The sequence below is a fragment of the Gordonia terrae genome (genome assembly GCF_051789125.1).
Lineage (GTDB): Bacteria > Actinomycetota > Actinomycetes > Mycobacteriales > Mycobacteriaceae > Gordonia > Gordonia terrae_A.
This window is the reverse complement of sequence record NZ_CP196526.1, coordinates 2,277,902-2,300,402: the sequence shown is the minus strand read 5'-3', so window position 1 is coordinate 2,300,402 and position 22,501 is coordinate 2,277,902. Positions and strand designations below refer to the sequence as shown.

Annotated in this window: 21 protein-coding genes and 2 pseudogenes; 5 read left to right on the top strand and 18 right to left on the bottom strand. The window is 66.9% G+C overall.

Translation table 11 applies throughout. The annotated features are described in order from the left end of the window. Positions 1-39: 39 nt before the first annotated feature. The 5 genes from ACSUZC_RS10450 to thyX form a co-directional block, all read right to left on the bottom strand. Positions 40-3,090: a DNA translocase FtsK gene (locus tag ACSUZC_RS10450; RefSeq protein WP_439032714.1), complete on the bottom strand. Its 3,051-nt coding sequence runs from the start codon at positions 3,088-3,090 to the stop codon at positions 40-42. Between the two features lie 80 nt (positions 3,091-3,170). Continuing rightward, on the bottom strand, positions 3,171-3,803 hold the full coding sequence (locus ACSUZC_RS10445; protein WP_439032713.1) for a TIGR03085 family metal-binding protein: 633 nt from the start codon (positions 3,801-3,803) through the stop codon (positions 3,171-3,173). A gap of 46 nt (positions 3,804-3,849) precedes the next feature. Next, positions 3,850-5,889, bottom strand: coding sequence for a ribonuclease J (locus tag ACSUZC_RS10440; RefSeq protein WP_439032712.1), 2,040 nt, complete (start codon positions 5,887-5,889; stop codon positions 3,850-3,852). Next, positions 5,889-6,794, bottom strand: a complete 906-nt coding sequence (gene dapA / locus ACSUZC_RS10435) for a 4-hydroxy-tetrahydrodipicolinate synthase (protein WP_439032711.1) — start codon at positions 6,792-6,794, stop codon at positions 5,889-5,891. The genes ACSUZC_RS10440 and dapA overlap by 1 nt, the downstream gene beginning before the upstream one ends. A gap of 37 nt (positions 6,795-6,831) precedes the next feature. After that, positions 6,832-7,584, bottom strand: coding sequence for an FAD-dependent thymidylate synthase (gene thyX / locus ACSUZC_RS10430; protein ID WP_238419159.1), 753 nt, complete (start codon positions 7,582-7,584; stop codon positions 6,832-6,834). A 184-nt stretch (positions 7,585-7,768) separates the two neighbouring features. Here thyX and ACSUZC_RS10425 point away from each other — a divergent pair, with 184 nt between their 5' ends. Continuing rightward, on the top strand, positions 7,769-9,442 hold the full coding sequence (locus ACSUZC_RS10425; RefSeq protein WP_439032710.1) for an alkaline phosphatase D family protein: 1,674 nt from the start codon (positions 7,769-7,771) through the stop codon (positions 9,440-9,442). Here ACSUZC_RS10425 and ACSUZC_RS10420 read toward each other — a convergent pair. From ACSUZC_RS10420 to ACSUZC_RS10405, 4 genes are all read right to left on the bottom strand, one after another. Then, positions 9,439-10,233: an HAD-IIB family hydrolase gene (locus ACSUZC_RS10420; RefSeq protein WP_439032709.1), complete on the bottom strand. Its 795-nt coding sequence runs from the start codon at positions 10,231-10,233 to the stop codon at positions 9,439-9,441. The genes ACSUZC_RS10425 and ACSUZC_RS10420 overlap by 4 nt on opposite strands. 78 nt (positions 10,234-10,311) lie before the next feature. Beyond that, positions 10,312-11,535 (bottom strand): winged helix-turn-helix domain-containing protein, encoded by a 1,224-nt coding sequence (locus tag ACSUZC_RS10415; protein WP_439033079.1) that lies wholly within the window; start codon positions 11,533-11,535, stop codon positions 10,312-10,314. Positions 11,536-11,537: 2 nt separating this feature from the next. Next, the gene (locus ACSUZC_RS10410) at positions 11,538-12,062 is read right to left on the bottom strand and encodes a dihydrofolate reductase (RefSeq protein WP_439032708.1); all 525 of its coding nucleotides are present in this window, start codon (positions 12,060-12,062) and stop codon (positions 11,538-11,540) included. Then, on the bottom strand, positions 12,059-12,892 hold the full coding sequence (locus ACSUZC_RS10405; protein WP_439032707.1) for a thymidylate synthase: 834 nt from the start codon (positions 12,890-12,892) through the stop codon (positions 12,059-12,061). Before ACSUZC_RS10405 ends, ACSUZC_RS10410 begins: the two co-directional genes overlap by 4 nt. 25 nt (positions 12,893-12,917) lie before the next feature. Here ACSUZC_RS10405 and ACSUZC_RS10400 point away from each other — a divergent pair, with 25 nt between their 5' ends. Then, on the top strand, positions 12,918-13,298 hold the full coding sequence (locus ACSUZC_RS10400) for an HNH endonuclease (RefSeq protein ID WP_439032706.1): 381 nt from the start codon (positions 12,918-12,920) through the stop codon (positions 13,296-13,298). Between the two features lie 52 nt (positions 13,299-13,350). Here the strand turns inward: ACSUZC_RS10400 and ACSUZC_RS10395 are convergent, their stop codons facing one another. From ACSUZC_RS10395 to ACSUZC_RS10385, 3 genes and pseudogenes are all read right to left on the bottom strand, one after another. Next, positions 13,351-14,394 carry a potassium channel family protein gene (locus tag ACSUZC_RS10395; protein WP_439032705.1) on the bottom strand — a complete coding sequence of 348 codons (1,044 nt, stop codon included), beginning with the start codon at positions 14,392-14,394 and terminating at the stop codon, positions 13,351-13,353. A gap of 12 nt (positions 14,395-14,406) precedes the next feature. Beyond that, the gene (nhaA, locus tag ACSUZC_RS10390; protein ID WP_439032704.1) at positions 14,407-15,732 is read right to left on the bottom strand and encodes a Na+/H+ antiporter NhaA; all 1,326 of its coding nucleotides are present in this window, start codon (positions 15,730-15,732) and stop codon (positions 14,407-14,409) included. Positions 15,733-16,194: 462 nt separating this feature from the next. Continuing rightward, positions 16,195-16,440 (bottom strand): annotated as a pseudogene (locus ACSUZC_RS10385) (flavodoxin family protein); the annotation flags it as partial. A gap of 79 nt (positions 16,441-16,519) precedes the next feature. On the opposite strand from ACSUZC_RS10385, the pseudogene ACSUZC_RS10380 reads away from it, so the two are divergent. The 3 genes and pseudogenes from ACSUZC_RS10380 to ACSUZC_RS10370 form a co-directional block, all read left to right on the top strand. Further along, positions 16,520-16,858 (top strand): annotated as a pseudogene (locus tag ACSUZC_RS10380) (recombinase family protein); the annotation flags it as partial. A 205-nt stretch (positions 16,859-17,063) separates the two neighbouring features. Further along, positions 17,064-17,402, top strand: coding sequence for a recombinase family protein (locus ACSUZC_RS10375; protein ID WP_439032703.1), 339 nt, complete (start codon positions 17,064-17,066; stop codon positions 17,400-17,402). Next, a complete protein-coding gene (locus ACSUZC_RS10370) occupies positions 17,399-17,575 on the top strand; it encodes a hypothetical protein (protein WP_439032702.1) in 177 nt (58 codons plus the stop codon). The genes ACSUZC_RS10375 and ACSUZC_RS10370 overlap by 4 nt, the downstream gene beginning before the upstream one ends. Positions 17,576-18,237: 662 nt before the next feature. Here the strand turns inward: ACSUZC_RS10370 and ACSUZC_RS10365 are convergent. The 6 genes from ACSUZC_RS10365 to dapB form a co-directional block, all read right to left on the bottom strand. Then, a complete protein-coding gene (locus ACSUZC_RS10365) occupies positions 18,238-19,065 on the bottom strand; it encodes a hypothetical protein (protein ID WP_439032701.1) in 828 nt (275 codons plus the stop codon). Between the two features lie 418 nt (positions 19,066-19,483). Continuing rightward, on the bottom strand, positions 19,484-20,452 hold the full coding sequence (locus tag ACSUZC_RS10360) for a hypothetical protein (protein WP_439032700.1): 969 nt from the start codon (positions 20,450-20,452) through the stop codon (positions 19,484-19,486). Between the two features lie 19 nt (positions 20,453-20,471). After that, entirely contained in the window at positions 20,472-20,930 is a 459-nt protein-coding gene (locus ACSUZC_RS10355; RefSeq protein WP_439032699.1) for a flavodoxin family protein, read from the bottom strand. Further along, positions 20,927-21,193 (bottom strand): hypothetical protein, encoded by a 267-nt coding sequence (locus ACSUZC_RS10350; protein WP_439032698.1) that lies wholly within the window; start codon positions 21,191-21,193, stop codon positions 20,927-20,929. Before ACSUZC_RS10350 ends, ACSUZC_RS10355 begins: the two co-directional genes overlap by 4 nt. 3 nt (positions 21,194-21,196) lie before the next feature. Further along, positions 21,197-21,736: a hypothetical protein gene (locus ACSUZC_RS10345; RefSeq protein ID WP_439032697.1), complete on the bottom strand. Its 540-nt coding sequence runs from the start codon at positions 21,734-21,736 to the stop codon at positions 21,197-21,199. 4 nt (positions 21,737-21,740) lie between these two features. Then, entirely contained in the window at positions 21,741-22,490 is a 750-nt protein-coding gene (gene dapB, locus ACSUZC_RS10340) for a 4-hydroxy-tetrahydrodipicolinate reductase (protein ID WP_439032696.1), read from the bottom strand. Positions 22,491-22,501 lie beyond the last annotated feature (11 nt).

Genomic DNA, 22,501 nt, shown 5'->3' with positions numbered 1-22,501 from the left:
CGGAGCACTCTCGCAGAAACCCCAGGTCAGGCACCTGTCTCAGTTGTCGGAACTGTCCGTTTCGTCGCCGCCGCCCGTGATGGAGGCGATGACGCCGGCGAGGTCGTCGGGTTTGACGAGCACCTCACGCGCCTTCGATCCCTCACTCGGCCCGACGACCCCGCGGGTCTCCATCAGGTCCATCAGACGGCCGGCCTTGGCGAAGCCGACCCGCAGCTTGCGCTGCAGCATCGACGTCGACCCGAACTGACTCGACACCACGAGTTCGATCGCCTGGAGGAGGTCGTCGAGGTCGTTGCCGATGTCGCTGTCGATGTCCTTCTTGTCGCCGGCCTTGGCCGCGGTGACGCCCTCGGTGTACTCCGGCTCTGCCTGCTCCTTGGTGAAGTCGACGACCGCCGCGATCTCCTCGTCGGTGATGTAGGCGCCCTGCATGCGGACCGGCTTGTTGGCCCCCATCGGCAGGAACAGACCGTCGCCCATGCCGATGAGCTTCTCCGCACCGGGCTGGTCCAGGATGACTCGCGAGTCGGTCAGCGATGAGGTCGCGAACGCCAGCCGCGACGGCACATTGGTCTTGATCAGACCGGTGACCACGTCCACGGACGGACGCTGGGTCGCGAGCACCAGGTGGATGCCCGCGGCACGCGCCTTCTGGGTGATGCGCACGATCGCGTCCTCGACATCACGCGGTGCCGTCATCATCAGGTCGGCGAGCTCATCGACGATCGCGAGGATGTAGGGATACGGCTTGTAGACGCGTTCGCTGCCCAGCGGGGTGGTGATGTCTCCGGAGCGGACCTTCGAATTGAAGTCGTCGATGTGACGGACCCGCGAGGCCTTCATGTCCTGGTAGCGCTGCTCCATCTCCTCGACGAGCCACGCCAGAGCCGCGGCGGCCTTCTTCGGCTGGGTGATGATGGGCGTGATCAGGTGCGGGATGCCCTCATACGGCGTGAGCTCCACCATCTTCGGGTCGATGAGGATCATGCGTACCTGGTCGGGCGTCGCACGACTCAGCAGCGACACCAGCATCGAGTTGACGAAGCTGGACTTACCCGAACCGGTCGAACCGGCGACCAGCAGGTGCGGCATCTTCGCCAGGTTGGCACTGACGAAGTCACCCTCGATGTCCTTGCCGAGACCGATCACCAGCGGGTGTTTGTCCTTGCGGGTCGACGACGCGTTGAGAACGTCGGCGAGGCGCACCATCTCGCGATCCGAGTTCGGCACCTCGATGCCGACTGCGGACTTGCCCGGGATCGGCGCGAGCAGACGGACGTTGTCCGTGGCTGCCGCGTAGGCGATGTTGCGTTGCAGGGCGGTGATCTTCTCGACCTTCACGCCCGGACCCAGCTCGACCTCGTACCGGGTGACGGTGGGTCCGCGCGTGTAACCGGTGACCGCCGCGTCGATCTTGAACTGATCGAGAACGCCGGTCATCCGGTCGATCATGTCGTCGTTGGCGCTGCTGCCCATCTTCGGCGGATCGCCCTCGAGCAGCAGACCGGGGGGAGGCAGGATGTAGTCGCCCTCCGCCACGGGCTCCGACGGGGTGAACGCCTCCTCGTCGACGTCGGGCTCCGGCGCAGGCTCGGGCTCGGGCCGTGGCGCGGGTCGCGCGGCGGGCGTGGGCCGTCGCGACGGCGATGTTCGTGCGCGCGGTGCGATCACCTCGGTGGGCTGATCGGGCTCCGCACCGAGGGGCTCGGTCAGGGCATCCGCGAAATTCTCGGTGACCGCCTCTTCGACGGGCTTGAGGTCGGCGAGATCGGGTGGGGTCCGCCGCGACGTACGCCCGGACGACCGCGAGGGCGTCGAATCCGGCGGGTAGTTGTCGTACGGGTCGGACGAATACGGCCGGCGACGGGCTCGTGACGCCAGGACGCCGGAGTCGTAACCGTCGAAGTCGTCGGCGTCGGGCTCGGGAGCGCCAACGTCAGACGGGTCCCCGAAGTCGGGATCGTCGTAGTCCTCGGCGTCCTCGTCCCAGGCGAGGTCGTCCCACGGGGCGTCGTCATGCGTGCCCGCGACCCCGAGGCCGAGGTACCCGCCTGCGGCGTCGACGACCTCGCGGACCGTCCGCCCACTCAGGATCAGCACGCCGAAAGCCATGCACAGCAACAGGATCGGCACCGAGACCCAGGCCGTGACGCCTGCGGTCAGCGGAGTGCCGACGGCGAATCCGACGAATCCGGCCGCACCCGATCGCCCGGGCAGGTCGAGGGGCGCGCCGGCGATCAGATGCATCAGGCCGAGCGCCGGCAGCGCCACCAGGAATCCGCCGCCCAGGTAGCGTCCACGACGCTCCGGCGCGGCCGGGCGTCGCATGAGCACGATGGCCAGGGCGACCAGCGCGAGGGGCAGCAGGACTGCTGCCGAACCGATGACCGCACGGGTCAACGCCTCGATGAAGGCTCCGACCGGGCCCGCGGCGCCGAACCACACGCTGGCACCCACGAGCAGACCGAATGCCAGCAGTCCGAGCGCCGTCCCGTCGCGGCGGTGGCTGTGGCCGCCCGACCCGCCCCGCCGACCGTCCTCGTCGAACGGATCGTCGTCGTGGCCGTCGTAGTCGTCACCATCGATGTCGTCGATGTCGAAATCGCCGTCGGAGACGCGGGGTCCGCGCCCCACGCCCGAACCGACCCGCGCCGCACTGCCGACCCCACGGGCGAACAGTGACCAACCCGCGCCGATACCCTTCCCCACCGCCGACGCACCGGCCGCGGCCACCGAACGACGGTGCAGGTCGACCGATTCCGCGGAGGCCGAGGTGTCGCGCCTTCGCGGCGACGCGGTCGCCGAGCGCGTCGTGCCACGCGACGAACCGCCGGATCCCGACCGACCTCCTCCACGCGTCCCGGTGCCCTTGCCCGCCGAACCCTTGCCCGCCGAAACCTTGGTCGCCGAGCCCTTGCCTCCCGAACTGCGCGCGCCCGACCCCCGTGCCCCGGCCGCCCTGGTCCCGGAGGTCGTGCCACCGGAACGCTTGGCGCTCGCCGACGCGCCGCTGCGCGTACGCGCGCCGGTCCCGCCGGCGCCACGTGCCGCGGACGCGCGTGAACCCGTGCTTGCCTTCGAAGCCATACCGACAGACTAGTGTGCGTCGGTCACATCAGTCACACGGGCAACACAGACAAAGGCACGCGTGTCGAAGTTGTGACCGGTTACAGTCCGCGCGAGCTCTGCTTGACGCGCGCGATCGCCGCGTCGTCGCCGGAGTAGGTCACGTCCAGCGGTTCGCGTCCGAAGGCGAACAGGACCAGCTCGCCGACTCGACCGGTGACGACCACCTCGTCGCCGGTACCGACCGTCGCCAGGTCGTCGCCGTCGGTCGTGCGCAGGGTCACCCGCCCCGGAACCTTCTTGAGGGTCAGCCTGCCCATCGACTTCACGGGACCGCGCAATTCGGCCTCGAGGTCGGGAGACAACGCGCGGGGTGTCCACTGACCCGCCGGGTCGGCCCCGCCGCGCAGGACGTCCTCGTGGTGGACGAACATCTCGGTCAGGTTCGCGAACCGGTCGATGAGCTTGAACGGAGAGAACATCGGTGGACCCGACGCGAGGAGTTCGAGCTGGGAGTCCCAGTCCTTGTCCGCTGCTCGGGCCCGCACCTTCTCGGTGTACCCAGCGAACGCCGGGATGAGGATGCCGGGCCCGGTGTCGGGCCGGCGTTCCCGGACGACGAGATGGGCCAACAGATCCCGCGTCGTCCAGCCGTCGCAGAGGGTGGGCGCGTCGGGCCCGACCTTCTTCAGGGTCTCGACGAGGGCTGCTCTTTCATTCTGCGCACCAGTCACACGACCACCGTAGCGACACGGCGGGAGTTCTGTTCCTTGCCGGCCGTCAGTCGCCGACGGCCATGACCGTCGGCACGATCATCGGACGGCGACGGTATGCCGTGGACACCCAGCGACCCACCGCGCGTCGAATGCCCTGCGCGATGCGATGGGTGTCGGTGACGCCCTCGGCGGCCAGCGAGTCGAGTGTCTGGTTGACGATGTCAGCGGCCTCTTTGAGCGCCTCGGGATCGTCGGAGAATCCGCGCCCGGACACCTCCGGTGTGTTGACCGGACGACCGGTCGTCGCATCGACGGCGACGGCGATGGCGATGAACCCGCCCTCGCCGAGCACCAGCCGTTCGGAGAGCGTGGACTCCCCCACGTCTCCCACCGACAGCCCGTCCACGTACACGTGCCCGACCGGGACCCGTCCGACGATCTCGGCGCGCCCGTCGACGAGGTCGACGACGACCCCGTCCTCGGCGAGCACCACGCGGTCCTCGGGCACCCCGGTCGCGACCGCGAGAGCGGCGTTGGCGCGCAGGTGCCGCCATTCGCCGTGCACCGGCATGGCGTTCGACGGCCGCACGGCGTTGTACAGGTACAGCAGCTCGCCCGCCGACGCGTGCCCGGAGACATGCACCTTCGCGCTCTGCTGCGTGATGACGGTGGCGCCGCGCTTGGCCAGACCGTTGACGACGGCGAATACGGAGTTCTCGTTGCCGGGGATCAGCGACGACGCCAGGACGACGAGGTCGTCGGCCCGGATGTTGATCTGGCGGTGCTCGCCACGGGCCATACGCGACAACGCGGAGAGCGGTTCACCCTGGGACCCGGTGGAGATCAGCACGACGCGGTGGTCGGGCAGCGTCGCCGCGGTGTCGAGGTCCACGACGACGCCGTCGGGCACCGACAGGTATCCGAGATCCTGGGCGATCTGCATGTTGCGCACCATGGACCGACCCACGAAGGTGACGCGACGGTTGTGGTTGTGCGCGACGTCGATGATCTGCTGGATGCGGTGGACGTGACTCGCGAACGAGGCCACGATCACCCGCTGGCGCGCCTTGCCGATGACCTGGTCGAGCACCCCGCCGATCTGACGCTCGGGCGTCACGAAACCGGGAACCTCGGCGTTGGTCGAGTCGACCAGGAAGAGGTCGACGCCCTCGTCGCCGAGGCGGCTGAACCCGGCCAGGTCGGTGAGCCGGCCATCGAGCGGAAGCTGGTCGAGCTTGATGTCCCCGGTGTGGAGGACCACACCCGCAGGCGAGCGGATCGCGACGGCGAGTGCGTCGGGGATCGAGTGGTTGACGGCGAAGTACTCACACTCGAACGGGCCGTGGGTGGTTCGCTGTCCCTCGGTGACCTCGACGAGTTTCGGGCGCAGCCGGTGTTCGCGACACTTGGCATCGACCAGGGCCAGCGTGAACTTCGCCCCGATGACCGGGATGTCACCGCGCAGGCGGAGCAGGAACGGGATCGCGCCGATGTGATCCTCGTGACCGTGGGTCAGGATCACCGCGTCGACGTCGTCGATGCGCTCCTCGATGTAGCGGAAGTCGGGCAGGATCAGGTCGACGCCGGGCTGCTGGTCCTCCGGGAACAGCACACCGCAGTCGACGATGAGCAGCCGGCCGCCGTACTCGAAAACGGTCATGTTGCGACCGATCTCGCCGATGCCGCCGAGCGCGACGACGCGCAGCCCGCCCTTGGGCAGGCGGCGGGGTGTGCCCAGCCGGTCGACCGGCGCGGGGGTGGCCTGCGGTTCGTTCCGGCGACCCCGCGAGTCGCCGCCACGCTCGTGTCGTCCTCGTCGGTTGTTCGAGGCCGACGGGCCGGATCGTTTCGCCGCGTGTTTCGGCGTTTCCGATTCAGTCTGGCGCGGGTCGTCGGCTTTCACGGGGGCACCCTTCGGCGCGGTGTTCTGTGGGTCCGCGGTGTTCTGTGGTTCCGCGGTGTTCTGTGGTTCCGCGGGAGGCTGTGGTGCAGGAGCAGGGGCCTGCGCGGGCGGCGGAACCGGCGGGCCGGCTCTGCGTGACGCCGCGCGGCGTCGTGTCCGGGGGCGGGCGTTGCCGGCGTCGGGGCTGTCGTTGTCGGTCATCAGAGCAGCACACCTGCCGCTCGCAGGTCGACGATCAATTCCTCGATCTGGTGCCCGGTCGCGGGCACCTGCGGTAGACGCGGGTCCCCGACGTCGAGCCCGAGGATGCGCAGCGCCGCCTTCACCATCGTCACGCCGCCGAGGCGGCCCATCGCGTTGACGAGCGGGAGCATGGACGTGTTGATGGCCCGCGCCGCCTGCATGTCACCCTTCTCGACAGCCATCTGCATGTCGCGCAAGCGATCCGGGACCAGGTGGCCGATGACGCTCACGTAACCGGTGGCGCCGATCGACAGCCAGGGCAGGTTCAGTGCGTCCTCACCGGAGAGATACTCCAGCCCGGCGCTCGCGATGAGACCGGCGGCCGAGTGGAGGTCGCCCTTGGCGTCCTTGACGCCGCGGATGTTCGGGTGTTCGGCGAGAGCGAGCATCGTCTCGTTCATGATCGGCACGACCGACCGCGGCGGGATGTCATACAGCAGCACCGGCAGTGCGGTGGCGTCGGCAACGGTCCGGAAGTGCGCGAGGATGCCGGCCTGCGGGGGCTTGGAGTAATAGGGCGTCACGACGAGAAGGGCGTGCGCACCGACCTTCTCGGACTCGATGGCGAACCGCACGCTCTCGGCGGTGTCGTAGCTACCCGCCCCCTGGGTGATGCGGGCACGATCGCCCACCGCGTCGAGGACCACACGGAGCAACTCGAGCTTCTCCGGCACGGTCGTGGTCGGCGACTCGCCGGTGGTGCCGGACACGACCAGGCCGTCGCACCCCTTGGAGACGAGGTGGTCGGCCAGGACGGCGGCCTTGTCCAGATCGAGACTTCCATCGGCATGGAAGGGGGTGACCATCGCAACCACGTTCGTCCCGAAGGGATGCTCGTGCAGCGGTTCCTGGACTGCGTTCATGGTGCTCAGGCTACCGCCTCCCCATCCGTGACGATCCTCACCCTTCCAGCACGAATGGTGAGGTGGCGACCTCGGTGCCGTCGGCGAGAGTCCCGATCTCGAAATCGCCGAAAACGGTCGGCGCCACCCGCATGAGCTGGCGCAGGCATTCGACGGCAAGCTGGCGGATCTCCACGTCGGCGTGCTCGGTCGCGCGCATTCCCACGAAGTGCCGCCACGCACGGTAGTTGCCGGTCACGACGATCTTGGTCTCGGTGGCGTTCGGCAACACCGAACGTGCCGCCTGACGGGCCTGTTTGCGCCGGAGGATCGCATTGGGGACGTCGGCGAACTTCGCCTCCAGCGCGGCGAGCAGATCCGTGTACGCCGCGCGGGACGCATCGGTGGCGGCGACGAACAGCTCCTCGAGTTCGTCATCGCCGACGATCGCCGGGGGCGCAACGACATTCGAGTCGTGCTCGGGTACGAAGCGCTGCGACAGCTGCGAATAGGAGAAGTGCCGATGCCGGATGAGTTCGTGGGTGCACGACCGCGAGATCCCGCTGATGTAGAACGTCACCGACGCGTGTTCGAGCAACGACAGGTGGCCGACCTCGAGAATGTGCCGCAGGTAGCCCGCGTTCGTCGCGGTGCGGGGGTTGGGCTTGTCCCAGCTCTGATAGCAGGCGCGGCCGGCGAACTCCACGAGTGCTTCACCGCCCTCGGCGTCGGTGCTCCAGGGCACGTCCTCCGGCGGGGCGAACTGGGTCATCGCCACCATCTGCACCTTCAGCGGCACCAACTCGGACACGCCGTCTCCTCCGTCTCGCCTTGGCTCGGCCACCCGTGCGCGGGCGCTGCGGTTCCCGATTGTCCCCCACCGGCCGGCCGCGCCGACCTCCGCCTCCGCGACGACCCGGATTCGCCCTGACCTCCGGTCCCGCTACCGGTAGAGTCCCTGCTTGCGCGGCCGTCGCAGGGGGAGTGAAAAGTCGATGAAGTCCGAGGACACGACACGACGAGGTTTCCTGCGTACCGGCGCGGTTGTCGCCGGAACCGCCCTGGCAACACCGGCCGCGATCACCCACGCCGCCCCGTCGACGCACAGAGGGTCGGCCGCCGCGCAGGTGTTCCGCCACGGCGTCGCCTCCGGAGATCCGCTGCCCGACGCCGTCATCCTGTGGACCCGTGTCACCCAGACCCCGGCGTCCGCACCGGGCGCCGGCATCGGGGCGCCGTGTTCGGTGCGCTGGGAGGTCGCGCTCGACGCCGGGTTCGCCACCGTCGTCTCCGCCGGCGAGGTACGGACCTCGGCGGAGACCGATCACACCGTCAAGGTCGACGCCACCGGCCTCGCTGCCCGTACCCGGTATCACTACCGCTTCACCGTGCTGACCGGTCCGGCAGCGGGCGCGGTCTCACCGACCGGTCGCACCCGTACCGCCCCGGCCCCCGGCGCCGACGTCCCGAAGGTCCGATTCGGGGTGGTGTCGTGCGCCAACTGGGAGGCCGGGTACTTCTCCGCCTACCGACACCTCCGAGCCCAGCCGGGACTCGACGCGGTGGTGCATCTCGGCGACTACTTCTACGAGTACGAGACGGGCCGGTACACGGGCAAGACCGGCGCCGTCCGTGTCCACGATCCGCGGCACGAGATCACGACCCTGCGCGACTACCGGACACGCCACGCGCAGTACAAGACCGACCCCGACCTGGCCGCTCTTCACCGCGAAGTCCCGTTCATCTGCACCTGGGACGACCACGAGTCGTCGAACGACTCCTGGGCGGGCGGCGCCGAGAATCACCAACCGGGCGAGGGGTCGTGGCGGTCACGTCGGGCGGCAGCCCTGCGGGCCTACGGCGAGTGGATGCCCGTCCGGCCCGCGGTCGACGCGGCGGGCCGCCACCTGTTCCGTCGTCTGCAGTACGGACGTCTGCTCGAACTGTCGATGCTCGACCTGCGTTCTTATCGCGACCTCCAGGTCAGCGCCCGGTCGGCCGCCATCGACGACTCCGCGCGTTCGATCCTGGGACGTGCCCAGATGTCGTGGCTCACCAACGGACTCACGTCGTCGCAGGCCCGATGGAAGATCGTTGGCAACCCCGTGATGATCTCGCCGGTGCTGCTCCCCCCGCTCGATCCGCGGACGACCGGTGCGGTCACCGCACTGCTGGGGATCCCGAAGGAGGGCATCCCCTACAACGCCGACCAGTGGGACGGTTACGCGGCCGACCGTCGCCGGTTGCTCGACACCGTCCGCCGCACCGGTGTGGACAACGTCGTGTTCATCACCGGCGACATCCATTCGTCGTGGGCCTGCGACATCCCCGCCGACGTGTCGAATTATCCGGGCGCCGGCAGCGTCGCCACCGAACTCGTCGGCACGTCGGTGACGTCGACCAACATCGACGACATGCTGAACGTGCCCGCCAACACCGCGGGTGTGGCCGTGTCATCCGCCTTCGGCGCGACGAATCACCATGTGCGCTGGAGCGAGTTCGACGCGCACGGCTACTCGGTCCTCACCATCACCCCGGCCGCCGCCCAGATGGACTGGTATTTCGTCCACGACAAGACCGACCCGCGTTCCGGGCAGTACTACGCGAAGTCTTTCCGAGTGGCGAACGGCACGCAGCGAGTGGTGCCTGCCGGCGGGCCGGTGGACTAACTGCCGGCGTCGACCTGATCGGCGTCGACCTGGTCGAGGAGCGCCGACAGCTTGGCATGGGTGTCCGGCCAGCCGTGGACCGCGATGGAGGTGATACCGAGGGCCTTGACGGGATAATCGTTGCCGCCCTCGTCGAGACGGTCGCCGAAGAACAGGATGTCCGTGGTGGTCAGACCGAGGATGTCCATCAGTTTCAGTGCGCCGTATGCCTTGTCGATGCCCTTCTTCGTCACGTCGACCGAGGTCGATCCGCCGCTGCGCACCTCCAGATCGGGAAGTCGCTCCGCCGCGTAGGCCCGCAGGGATTCCTTCTTGGCACCGTCGGGATCCCAGGCCGCCTTGGCCTCGACCGGTGCCCGCTGCCCCAGCGCGCTGAACGTGATCTGGCTGCCGCGGTCCTCGAGGATGTCTCCCCAGGTCTCGGTCTCCCACAGGCCGAGTTCCTTCGCGCCTGTCTCGAGCACGTCGAGAGTCCGTTGCTTCTCGTCGTCGCTGAGGAATTCGGCGTAGACGGTCTCCCACTCGTTCCCGGACCAGCGCACGTACTGGGTGCCGCAGGTTGGCATCAGATGAAGGTTCCCGACGCTGTCGAAGCTGCCGAGACGAGCCAGTACCTGCTTCTCGAACTGCGTGAAGTTTCCGCCGGAGATGATGCAGCCGAGGCTGACGTCGAGCATGCGCCGCAGGAGTTCGACCATCTGATCGTCGAGCGGACTCTTCGACGGCGCGAGGGTGTCGTCGAGGTCGAACATCACCAGGCGGTAGTCGTTGCCTTCGTACGACACGGTCATCGCTTCGTCTCCCATTCGGTTGATCTCGCCCACATCGGGTCCTGCGTACCCAGGATCAGTGTCACAAATCCTCGATGTTCAGCATTGCATCACTCGCCGGAGCTCGCCCGCGAGGTCGCCGCGCTCGGCAATCGAGACCCCCTCGAGGTCGAGCCACCCGGCGAAGGCCCGGAGGTCGACGGCGAGGCGTTCGGCGACGTGGTCGTGGGCGTGACCGGGTTCGCAGTACGACCCGAGCACCAGCAGCGTCCGGTTCTTGCGGTCTGCCTTCAGGTCGACGCGAGCGGCGATGTCGGTGCCCAGCAGGTACGGCAACACGTAATAGCCGTGGACGCGCTTGTGTTCGGGCACATAGATCTCGATGCGGTAGTGGAAACCGAAGACCCGCTCCGCGCGCGGCCGGTAGAAGACGAGTGGGTCGAAGGGCGACAGGATCGCCGAGGTGTCCACGCGCCGGGGCATCGGCGCGCCTGCGACCAGGTAGGCGGCGTCTCGCCAGCCGTCGACGCTGACCTCGCGCAGCTCACCCGCCTCGACGAGGTCGGCGACGGCCGCCCGCGCCTCAGCCGGCCGGATCCGGTAGTAATCGGCCAGGTCGGCCGCGGTCGCGACGCCCAGCGACCGGGCGGCCTGCGAGATCAGCTCTCGTTGTGCGTCAGCACGTTCCGGGTGCCGTCCCGCGATCTCCGGACCGACGACCCGCTCGGTGAGGTCGTAGTGACGGACGAAGTTGTCGGTCCGCACCGCCGACAGGTCGCCGGCGGCGAACATCGCCTCGCAGAGGTGTTTGACCTCGCCACGCTGCCACCAGCTACCTGCGGCCCCGGGCTCGCGAACGATGCCCAGTTCCTCCTCGATGGCGCGCGGCGTGCTGGCTCCGCGCGCCTCGATCACGGCACGGACGTCCACGGCCAGCGCCCGGTTGCGCCGCATGACGTCCTTCGTGTGCCGGTACCTGCCGTCGGCGAATTCGTCCATACGCCAACGGAAGAGGGGCCAGTCCTCCACCGGGATGAGTGCGGCTTCGTGCGCCCAGTATTCGACGAGGAGGCGCGGCCCGCGGTTCGGTCGCCACGCCGCGCGGTGCAGCAGATCCGGATCGTAGGGGCCCAGGCGTGAGTACAGCGGCATGAAGTGGGCACGCGCGGCGATGTTGACCGAGTCCATCTGCAGCAGTCTCGTCCGCGCGACGACGCGTTTGAGGTGCGCCATGGTGGGTGCGGCGCCGGGCCGACGATCGGTGAATCCCTGTGCGGCGAGCGCGGTTCGACGCGCCTGGGCGGGTGAGAACCGTTCCGGCACGGTCAGACCTGCGAGGCGCGCCGGTAGTCGACGAAGCGGAACCGGGTTCCGCTCGTCGACGTCTGCCACTCACCCGACTCCGCGACGACCCACTCGTCGGTGATCTCCGGTGCGAATGCATCCGCGCCGTCGACCTCGACATCGATCTCGGTGACGCACAGATCGGACGCGAACGGCAGTGCGGCGCGGTAGATCTCACCGCCGCCGATGACCCCGACGGTGTGGTCGGCGGCGAGCGCGAGAGCCTCGTCGACCGATCGCGCGACGACGGCGCCCTCGGCGGTCCAGTCAGCGCTCCGGGTGACCACGATGTTGGTGCGCCCGGGCAGGGGCCGGAATCGCGGCGGCAGCGAGTCCCACGTCTTGCGCCCCATGACGACCGGGTGTCCGACGGTCAGCTGTTTGAACCGCGCCACGTCCTCGGGCACACGCCAGGGGATGGTGTTGTCACGGCCGATCGCACCGTCGCGACTCTGCGCCCAGACCAGCCGCACCGTCGCGGGGACCGCGGTGAGATCGGAGGTCACACGGCCACCGGCGCTTTGATGCCGGGGTGCGATTCGTACCCGACGATCTCGATGTCGTCGAAGTCATAATCGAAGATCGAGTCCCGCTTGCGCAGTTCGAGCCTCGGGTAGGGGTACGGGTCGCGCGACAGCTGACGCGTCACCTGCTCGACGTGGTTGTCGTAGATGTGGCAGTCACCACCGGTCCAGACGAACTCGCCCACCTCCAGGCCGGCCTGCTGCGCCATCATGTGCGTCAGCAACGCATACGACGCGATGTTGAACGGCACACCGAGGAACATGTCGGCGCTGCGCTGATACAGCTGGCACGACAGTTTGCCGTCGGCGACGTAGAACTGGAAGAACGCGTGGCACGGCGGCAGGGCCATCTGCGGGATCTCCCCCACGTTCCACGCCGAGACGATGTTGCGACGCGAATCCGGGTTGGTCTTGAGCAACTCGAGAGCGGCCGCGATCTGGTCGATGTGCTCACCCGACGGGGTCGGCCAGCTGCGCCACTGGACTCCGTACACGGGCCCGAGTTCGCCCTGCTCATCGGCCCACTCGTCCCAGATGGTGACACCTCGCTCCTGCAGCCAACGGACGTTCGAATCGCCGCGCAGGAACCACAGCAGCTCGTAGACGATCGACTTGAGGTGGACCTTCTTGGTGGTGATCAGCGGGAAGCCCTCGGCGAGGTCGTACCGCAGCTGATGTCCGAACAGGCTGCGGGTACCGGTCCCGGTGCGATCGGATTTGGGGGTGCCGGTGTCGAGGATCAGTCGCAACAGATCTTCGTAGGGAGTCGGGATGGTCCCGGTCGATGAGGTGTCGCGGATGGCCGTGCTCACACGGGCAGTCTAGTACTCTCCAGCCGTGGCACCCCGGAGCACCACTCGCGCCAATCGGTACGCAAAGCGACGCCGCAAGCGCGTCGCCTCCCGAGACAACGACCTCACCGACGCCCAGTGGCTCGCCTTGAAAGAGGCGTGGGGCGGATGCGCCTACTGCGGCGCAGTCGGTGTGGCACTGCAGCGCGACTGCATGCTCGCGATCTCGCGCGGCGGCCGCTACACCGTCGGCAACGTCGTCCCCTGCTGCGGGTCGTGCAACGCCAGCAAATGCAACACCGAGGTGACCTCGTGGATGCGGCGTAAGAAACTCGACGAGAAGGCGTTCCTGGTCCGCCAGTTCGAGGTGAGCAGAAGTGTGACGGCCGCGGAGCTGCCAGACGACGAACCCACATCCGGCACGTAGATCGAGGTCGATGCAGGCGTTGAGGTCGCGTAGGCGGTCCGCGGCGACATGGTCATCGCGTCGAGTGCGCGGTGATCAACTTGTCGGTGCTTCGCAGCGCACCCGGAAGCTCGTGGGTGCGATACAGCGTGCCGTCGCGGACGACCCCGATGACGGCGCCCGGTAGGGCCTGCGGTTCACTCCCGATCTCCGCCGGTGTGACGATGCGCTCGGTGATCGACAACCCCGTGGCGGGACTGAGCAGGTCCTCGATGACGTCGACGACGTGCGGTGTCCGCGTCGCGATGCCCATGAGGCGCCCGGCGGTCGCCGCCGACACGACGACCGAGTCGGCGCCGGATCTCCGCAGCAGGGCTGCGTTGTCCGCGTCGCGGGCCGCGGTGACGATCTTCGCGTCGGGGTTGAGTTGGCGTGCGGTCAGGGTCATGAGGACTGCGGTCGCGTCGTGATGGGCACCGATCAGAACCGCTCGCGCGTCGTCGACCTTGGCGAGGGCCAACACCTCACGGCGGGTGGCATCGCCACGCACAGCCACCACGCCGAGCGTTTCAGCCGCTTCCAGCGGCACCGGCTCCGAGTCGACGACGACGATCTGCGATCGGTCGACGCCGGCATCGAGTAGTGCGCGGGCAGCACTGCGCCCCTTCGTCCCGAAACCCACGATGACGTGGTGGTCCCGGAGCTGCTGCCGCCACCGCTGGATGCGCAAGGCCTGTCGAGAACGTTCGGTGAGAACTTCGAGTGTGGTCCCGATCAGCACGACCAGGAACAGCACACGAAGAGGCGTGATCACGAAGACGTTGATCGCCCGGGCCTCGGCGGTGATCGGTGCGATGTCACCGTATCCCGTCGTCGACAGGGAGACCGTGACGTAGTAGAAGCAATCGAGCAGGGTGAGCGGCGCGTCCGTGGAGTCGGTGTAGCCGTCGCGGTCGAGGTACACGACGAGTGCAGCGACACAGATGACGACGCCTGCAATCGTGACGCGCCGGCCGATGGCGCGGAGTGGGTTCTGTGCGCGTTCGGGAACGGTGACCACGCCGAGCCCGAGGTACTCCCCGCTCTCGCGCCACCGGCTCCGCAACATCCGCACCATGTCAGGTGGTCCTCACCGGTCTTCCGTCTGGTAGACGTCCGGGATCCCATCGTGATCGTCATCCCGCGCCTCCTCTCCGGCTATCCGGCGGTAGTGGCGGTTGCGCATTCGCAGGATGACCGCTGCAGCCGAGGCAGCCGTCAGCGAGCCGACCAGTACACCGATCTTGACGTACTCGGCACGTTCGGATTCCGAGTCGTACGCGAGATCGCCGATGAGCAGGGAAACGGTGAAGCCGATGCCGGCGAGCATCGCGACACCGATGACGTCGATCCACCGAATACTCGCGTCGAGGGTGGCCCGCGTGAACCGGGCCAGGATTGCGGTGGTGCCGACGATGCCCACCGTCTTGCCAATCAACAGACCGAAGATGATGCCCAACGCGACGGGATTCGTGAGTGCCTCGCGGAGTCCGCTCAGACCGCCGATCGTGACGCCCGCGGCGAAGAACGCGAACACCGGTATCGCGAAACCCGCCGAGACGGGCCGGACCCGGTGTTCGAGATGTTCTGCCAGGCAATGCTGGGCGTCCGTCTCGCCGGCTTCGGTCCGGCGAAGCACCGGAACGGTAAATCCCAGAATGACTCCGGCGACGGTGGCGTGAACGCCGGACTCGTGGACGAACGCCCATGTGAGGGCTGAGAGTGGCAGCAGGAGCCACCATGAGGTAACCCGTCGCTGCACGCAGAAAGCGAACGCCGCGAGCGGGATGAGGGCCAGAGCCAGGGCGGTCCCGTTGATGGAATCGGTGTAGAACACCGCGATCACCGTGATCGCCAGCAGGTCGTCCACCACGGCCAGGGTCAGCAGGAAGGTGCGCAGCGCGACGGGCAAGTGAGTGGAGATCACGGCCAACACGGCGACCGCGAACGCGATGTCGGTGGCGGTGGGAATGGCCCAGCCCTGAACGGCTCCGTCGCCCGCCCTCATCGTGAAGGCTACGAAGATGATTGCGGGAACAGCCATTCCGCCGACCGCCGCGGCGATGGGGAGAGCCGCGCGGGCGGGATCGCGGAGGTCGCCCGCGACGAACTCGCGCTTCAGCTCGAGACCGACGACGAAGAAGAAGATGGCGAGGAGACCGTCAGCAGCCCAGGTCGCCAGGGACAGATCGAGGTGCAGACCGAGCGCGTCGGACCCCACGTGGATGTTGCCGAGGCCGAAGTATCCGGCAGACCATGGCGAATTGGCCCATATGAGGGCTACAACGGCCGCGACGAGCAACAACATCCCGCCGATGGTTTCGCGCCGGAAGATGTCGGCGATGCGCGACGCTTCGGGCCAGGAGCCGCGCGAGAAGAGAGTCGGGGTGGCCCGAGGTGATTCGGTGTCGGTCATGGTGCGTACGGAGTCCTTCGTCGGGTGGGCTACGTACGCGTCGTGGCCGCCCCATCGTGCGGGCTCACCGTCAACGCGCAGCCGACCAGACTTCCCGGCACACCGGAGTACATTTTAGCAGCTGAGCGCCTACGCCACCGCATGCGAGACCGGAGACACGAGTTTCGTTGCGCTGCTTTCATTCCCATACCGCGTGCAGCACCTCGGTGGTGTATCCCATATCCGGCCGCCACCGACCGGGACCCTCGCCTCAGTGCTGATGCGAGGGTTTGGTGGCCACCCGTCGGTGTCGAGGTCGGTGATCGAGAACTCACCCCGATGCGTCAACCGAGACACGACCCGCGCAACAAGGTGCTCGGCCTCAGAGTGTGAGCGTCATTCTCCCGCAGAGCCACCTATGAGCCCCTCGGCCTCTTCCGGAACGACCCAGCGCCTGGCGAGGTGGCCGGTTCTCCCGGCCGCTCACTCCTCCATCAACTGCGCCGCGACGGTGGCGCCCAGCTCCCAACACTTCTCGCGGTCGTCCTTGCTCGGTGCGCCGGAGACGACGACGTAGTCGGCGGCCTTGGTCCAGCCGAGGCCCGTGGTGATGGTGTCAACGGCTTTCGCGGCACCCTCGGCCCCCTGGTTGCCGTGGAGGTACAGCCCGAACGGGCGGCCCTGCGTCGAATCCAGGATCTGGTAGTAGGCCACGTCGAAGGCATGCCTATTTGTCGTAAACTCGCTTACCTTGAGCACCGCACTGACCAGCACCTACACTGACTCCCGAGGTGCGCCGACCCACGCAGTGATCTACACGCGCGTCTCGCGCGACCTTGCCGGTGGCCGAGCAGGAGGCCGAGTGCAGAGCGGTGTGCGAGCGCAATGGGTGGCCGGTCGCCGAGGTGCTGACCGACAACGATCGGTCGGCTACCCGTACGCCACCAAGGACCGCCCGCAGTACGCCCGCCTCAGCGAGGTGCTGCGCCCCGGCGACGTCCTGGTGGTCTGGGAGCCCTCGCGCGCTGGCCGGTCGATGGACCACTACGTCGATCTGCGCCGCCTCTGCACCGATCGCCAGGTCATGCTTTCGTACTCGGGGCGGCTGTACGACCTCGAAGACGGCGACGACCGCTTCACCACTGGGCTCGACGCACTGCTGGCCGAACGAGAGGCCGAGGACATCCGCAAGCGGATCAAGCGCGCCCAACCGCGAGAACCTGGCCCAGGGCAAGCCTCACGGACGAGTCCCGTACGGCTACAAAATCGTTCGCGACCCCGACACCGGCAAGTCAACGGGCCGCCTCCCCGACCCGTCACGCGCTCCCCTGGTCGCCGAGGCAGCGCGGCGCGTGCTCGATGGGCACAGCTTCGGCTCGGTGGTGCGCTGGATCGAGACTCAGGACCCGCTCGGCTGGGACTCGGCGAAGCTGCGCCGAATCATGGTGAACCCGACCTACGCCCGGTACCGGACCGTCAGCGCGAAGGTCGACGGTAAGCGAGGACCGCAGGAGATCCACAGCAAGGGCACCTGGGAACCGATCTTGACCGACGAGCAACACCACGATCTGGTGGCGCTGTTCGCAGGCCGTAAGACCGGCCCGCGCGGTGTGCCGGTGAAGCATCTCCTGACCGGTTGTCGGAGTATCTGCGTGCCTTGGGCCGCTCCGACGGTGAGCCCTCGACCGTGAGCGACGCGGTTATCGAGGCACTCCGCGATGCAGATCGTGCGATGCTCGTACTGCGGCGGCGTCAGGAACGCGCGGCCTACTATCGTGAAGCCTGTGCGACGACCGTGCCTAAGGACAAGGCCGACGAGCACCGGGAAACCTTGCGAGAGTTGGGGATCGAGGTTACCCAGTGAGCAACGTCGACTACTTGCACTCGTGCTCGGGATGCGGAACGCCGACAGTTCGTTGGCGCGGCAGCGTACACGGATACGCACACCTGTGACCGTTGCATGGCTGCACGAATCGGCCTGGACCGGCCGCCGAGCAGGCAGGCGCGCAAGGCAAGCCACTACCTCGAAGCCGGACGACCCGATGAAGGCTCCGACGATGAAGAAACTTACGCTGGCCGATCTCACCGACGCCGAGCGCTACCAGCTCCGCGTCGCTGTGCACGAAAGTGGACACGCCGTGATGTGCACTCTGATGGGCGGCAGGATCGACCGGGCACAGCTAGCGCCGGGTGTCACGTCCTACACTCACATGCCCGAGGACGCGTGGACTGAACCCTGTACGCAGGACCGTGGTCGGAGGCGCGATGGTTTGCCGGTAGTCCGCCGTCGTCCGTGCACCTGCGCTCTGCGATGGCACGCAACCGCTCGGACGCGAACGCGCTGACCGCGGCCGGTGACTACAGGGCGCGATCTGCGCCGCGGCATCTGTCGACCACGTGGGGGTGCGGTGATCGACCTCGCCAAGGTGATCTACACCAAAGGCAGCGCCGGCCCCGTGAGTATCCTGCGCCCCGTCGAGGGCGATGCGTGGAAACTGCACCCTTTTCCCCGCTGACGGGGCAGGGCTACTCGGGCTTCGGTGGCATATCTTCCAGTACTGCTTCCGAGATGGTCTGCGGGCTGGGGTCGAAGTCCTCCATCGCCTTGTGCTGTAGCTCATCCACGACCGCGAATCGAGGGTCTATTTCCTCGAAGTACTCCAGGATGGCGTCCGGGTCAGTCGCGTCCGAGATGATCCCGATGCCTTCGAACACTTCATCAATCTTTGGTAGCACCTCATCTGCAAGATAGTGGACGAAGTGTGTTCGACGGATCGGCAGAGTGAGCGCACCGATACGCGAGCGACGTTGTTGCCACATGAGAGTCATATCGAGTGACCTGGCGCGTCTGGCTGGCTCATCCTCAAAACCGAGCGCGGATAGTCGAAGCGCATCGGCAGTATCAATATGAACGTCAATCAGGATTTCGATCACTGGGATACACAGCTTCATGCCCTCGCGACGACGGTCAGCTTCATGCTCAACCTGTCGTGCGTACTCTGCCTCCCACCTGGCAACAGCCGTTTCACGGAGGGTGCGCTCGGAGTGCGCGAGGGCGTCAGACGAGTGCTGGAGCGCATTCTCCGAGTGCGCTAACGAGCGATCTGCGAGGTTGATTGATTGACTCGCACTTACTCGGGCGTGATACGCGCCGTACAGTGCAATAGCTGCGGCTCCGAAGGTGGCAGCACCGGTCACCCAAGTTGCTGCATTAGTGGTCTCGTCGGAACCCCAGCCGAGGAAAACTCCAGTCAGTAGGGCAAGGAGTGCAACTACCGCGACAGCAATAGCTCCGAACGCGATGACTTTTGTCCACGAAAGTTTTTCGGTGCTAAGGGGTTTCGATTCTTCCATCCGGCAAGTGTAGGGAACTCTGCGCCGTTAGGAGCCTGGTCTCACGATCCGCTGCACCGTTCCGCTTACTCACCACCGGCGGCTGGTGAGGGGCGACCCGCAGTGGGCAGCTATGCGCGCCGACATGACTCGCCTGGGCGGTCGGATCGACGCGGAGGTAGTTGCTGGCCCGATCATGGTTCTCACGCGTTGGTGCACGGTTGGCAATATCGCTCTGACTTGGTGGTCACCGGGTGTGACCCGCGGTGCTGACCGTCGCGCGAGAACTGTACCTGAGCCGGGAGATCGGGCCCCGGTGACGTCCTGCGGGCCCTCAAGGTACGCCGGGGCCGACCGGCGACTTCTATATCGCCAACCTGCGGAGTGACCTACGGACCCTCACCTAGTCCGTCCACCCATTCTGGTGTAGCCGTCGTCTCTACGGGACACGGTACTTACCGACCTTCGGCAAAGAGGGCCAGTCAGATTCACCAACGACTGCGACTCCATGCCCATCGACTGCGATTCCACCCCAACCGGTGGTGCCATACGCACATCGATCCAGATGAGCACGCGCCCGATTACGTCGAAGCGAGCCGGGTATAGGCATACCACCCGGTCGCGGGTCGAAGTCCGGCTTCGCCATTTCCTCGGCTAGCCACCGACCGAATTCATTGCTCTTGCGCAGATACTCGTCAACCTCAACTTGAACGGCCAGTTTCACCTGATTCCAGAACCACTCGTAGAACTCACGCGCTCGCTGCGAGTACTTCTCGATGAGAGGCAAGAACTCGACATCCTTGTCCTGCGTCGCAAGGAAGCGTTTCGCTGGTCCTCCCCAGTTCGAGAACTTATCGAGCTCCGAACGCTTCAGTTCGACAGTGTTGATCCATGCCACCGAGGCGGGCGGGCGGTGTTTCCAAGTCGTACCGATCGACATCAGCGGTGCCGAGTAGTGCACGGTGAAGTTCCGGAGGTCGAAGAGAAACTTTATGTCGTCGTCTCCGAACAAGTCGGTTACCTTCGGCTCGTAAGTGCTGACCTCCCAGATCGTTCGACGGTCCAACTTGTCGCGACGTCGATCTTCAGGGAGTCGTTCGGGCCAAATCATCCGGTGGGTGCTGCGCTGAACGTCACGCAGAGTGGCAACCGACGCGATGTAGTTGTGAAGGAAACGCACCGCCTCATGCTCGAACTCATCAGGAAGCTCATTCACATGCCGTCCGGTACCCACAAACGTCCCGACATGGTCAGACAGCTCAGAGCCGTTAGTCGAGAACAACCGCGAGACTCGATTCATGGCTTCGAGACGTTCATGGTGTTCTTTGCCCGGCAGTCTTGCGAGATGCGCTAGTCGCTCCTCTCGTTCCACGGCCCAGTTTGCCTGCCAACTCCGACGCTCGCTCATCGACCCATAATCGTCTGCTTCAAGTCGCTCCCATCAGTTGTGCGGCGACCACAGCGCCAAGCTCCCAACACCGCTCCAGGTCGGTCTGCTCGGGCTTGCCGGACACGATGACGTAGTCGGCCGCCTTCGCCCACCCGAGACCCGTGGTGATTGAATCGACGGCGCGTTCGGCTCCCTCGGTGCCCTCGTTGCCGTGGAGGTACAGCCCGAACGGGCGGCTGCGAGTCGAGTCGAGAATCTGGTAGTAACTCTGATCGAACGCGTGCTTGAGGGCACCTGAAATCGACCCGAGGTTGGCGGGGCTGCCAAGTAGGTACCCGTCGGCCTCCAGGAAGTCGCTCGCCGACACCGACAACGCCGCCCGGCGCATGACCTCGACGCCCTCGATCTCAGGGTCAGTCGCCCCGCTGAGTACCGCCTCGAACATCGCCTGGCAGTACGGCGAGGGCGTGTGGTGGACGATCAGGAGCCGAGTCATGCCGCTGACCTCGCCGAACTCTTAATAGCGGGGTATCCGTGACTCAAGTGTTTCAGTGCGCCGCTGATGTATCCGAGGTTCGCGGGGGTGCCGAGGAGGTAGCCGTCGGCCTCGAGGAAATCGCTCGCCGACACCGAGAGGGCAGCCCGGCGGACGACCTCGACACCCTCGATCTCCGGATCGGTCGCACCGCTGAGCACAGCCTCGAACATCTCCTGGCATGCCGGTGACGGCGTGTGGTGGACGATGAGGAGCCGGCTCATCGGCTACGCCTCGCGTCCGTGGAACTGGGCGACCGCGCGCTTCATCATCGCGCGGGCGCGGCCGCGGTCACCGGCGTAGTCGTAGGCGCGTGCGATCCGGTAGGTGTTACGCCAGTCGGTCGGGTCCGCCTCCCACTCGGCCTTGACTCGGGCGAAGAGCTCGTCGGCCGCGTCGCGCTCCATGCGGCCCGAAGCCCGGTGCGGGAGTTGGGAGATGTCGAGTTCGCGTCCCTCCTCGGCCATGATCGCCGCGAGCTTCTGATGCTCGAGGCCGGCGCGCAGCGTCGCGTAGATCAGCCAGGCCCCGATCAGCGGTAGGGCGATGACCCCGACGCCCAACCCGATGCCCGCGACGGACCCCGAACCGATCAACTGGATGCCGCGCCATCCGAGCAGTACGAAGTAGACGATCAGCGCCACCACCAGGAACGCGATCATCCAGACGATCGGACGCGAGTCCTTTGTGCGCGGACCGAGTCGCGGTGCGCCACCCTCGGTGTCGTCGTCGTGGGCTGGTTCGTTCTGCGGTCCGTCGGGAGTCATCGGTTCAGAGATCCATCAGTTCTTCGAGTCCGATGGTCAGCCCGGGTCGGTCGGCGATGCTACGCACACCGAGCAGCACCCCGGGCGCGAAGGACGCCCGGTCGAGGGAGTCGTGCCGAATGGTCAGCGTCTCACCGGCGGTACCGAGCAGCACCTCCTGGTGTGCGACGAGTCCCGCGAGCCGCACCGAGTGAACGTGAACACCGTCGACGACCGCGCCTCGCGCCCCGTCGAGTTCGGTGCTCGTCGCATCCGGGCTCGGTCCGACACCGGCCTCGGCACGAGCGCGGCCGATCAGCTCCGCGGTGCGGTACGCGGTGCCCGACGGCGCGTCGGCCTTGTACGGATGGTGGAGTTCGACGACCTCGACGGAGTCGTAGTATTTGGCCGCCTGAGCGGCGAAGCGCATCGACAGGACCGCCCCGATCGCGAAGTTCGGCGCGATGAGCACGCCGACACCCGGGTTCTCGGCCAGCCAGCCGCGCACGGTGTCGAGACGTTCCTCGGTGAAGCCGGTTGTCCCGACCACGGCGTGGATTCCGTTGGAGATGAGGAACTTCAGATTCTCCATGACCACATCGGGATGGGTGAAGTCGACGACCACCTGGGTCTCGGTGTCGGAGAAGAACTCCAGGGAATCACCCTTGTCGACACCGACGGTGTAGGTGAGGTCGTCGGCATTCTCGACCGCCGCGACGATCGCCTGCCCGACCTTGCCCTGGCTACCCAGGACGCCCACCTTGATACCGCTCATGTCCACCCTCT

Coding starts and splice junctions, on each gene's coding strand:
- ACSUZC_RS10450 (WP_439032714.1), bottom strand. CDS start 3,090: ATGGCTTCGAAGGCAAGCACGGGTTCACGCGCGTCCGCGGCACGTGGC.
- ACSUZC_RS10440 (WP_439032712.1), bottom strand. CDS start 5,889: ATGACCGACAACGACAGCCCCGACGCCGGCAACGCCCGCCCCCGGACA.
- dapA (WP_439032711.1), bottom strand. CDS start 6,794: ATGAACGCAGTCCAGGAACCGCTGCACGAGCATCCCTTCGGGACGAAC.
- ACSUZC_RS10425 (WP_439032710.1), top strand. CDS start 7,769: ATGAAGTCCGAGGACACGACACGACGAGGTTTCCTGCGTACCGGCGCG.
- ACSUZC_RS10420 (WP_439032709.1), bottom strand. CDS start 10,233: ATGACCGTGTCGTACGAAGGCAACGACTACCGCCTGGTGATGTTCGAC.
- ACSUZC_RS10395 (WP_439032705.1), bottom strand. CDS start 14,394: ATGGTGCGGATGTTGCGGAGCCGGTGGCGCGAGAGCGGGGAGTACCTC.
- nhaA (WP_439032704.1), bottom strand. CDS start 15,732: ATGACCGACACCGAATCACCTCGGGCCACCCCGACTCTCTTCTCGCGC.
- ACSUZC_RS10365 (WP_439032701.1), bottom strand. CDS start 19,065: ATGGAAGAATCGAAACCCCTTAGCACCGAAAAACTTTCGTGGACAAAA.
- ACSUZC_RS10360 (WP_439032700.1), bottom strand. CDS start 20,452: ATGAGCGAGCGTCGGAGTTGGCAGGCAAACTGGGCCGTGGAACGAGAG.
- ACSUZC_RS10355 (WP_439032699.1), bottom strand. CDS start 20,930: ATGACTCGGCTCCTGATCGTCCACCACACGCCCTCGCCGTACTGCCAG.
- ACSUZC_RS10350 (WP_439032698.1), bottom strand. CDS start 21,193: ATGAGCCGGCTCCTCATCGTCCACCACACGCCGTCACCGGCATGCCAG.
- ACSUZC_RS10345 (WP_439032697.1), bottom strand. CDS start 21,736: ATGACTCCCGACGGACCGCAGAACGAACCAGCCCACGACGACGACACC.
- dapB (WP_439032696.1), bottom strand. CDS start 22,490: ATGAGCGGTATCAAGGTGGGCGTCCTGGGTAGCCAGGGCAAGGTCGGG.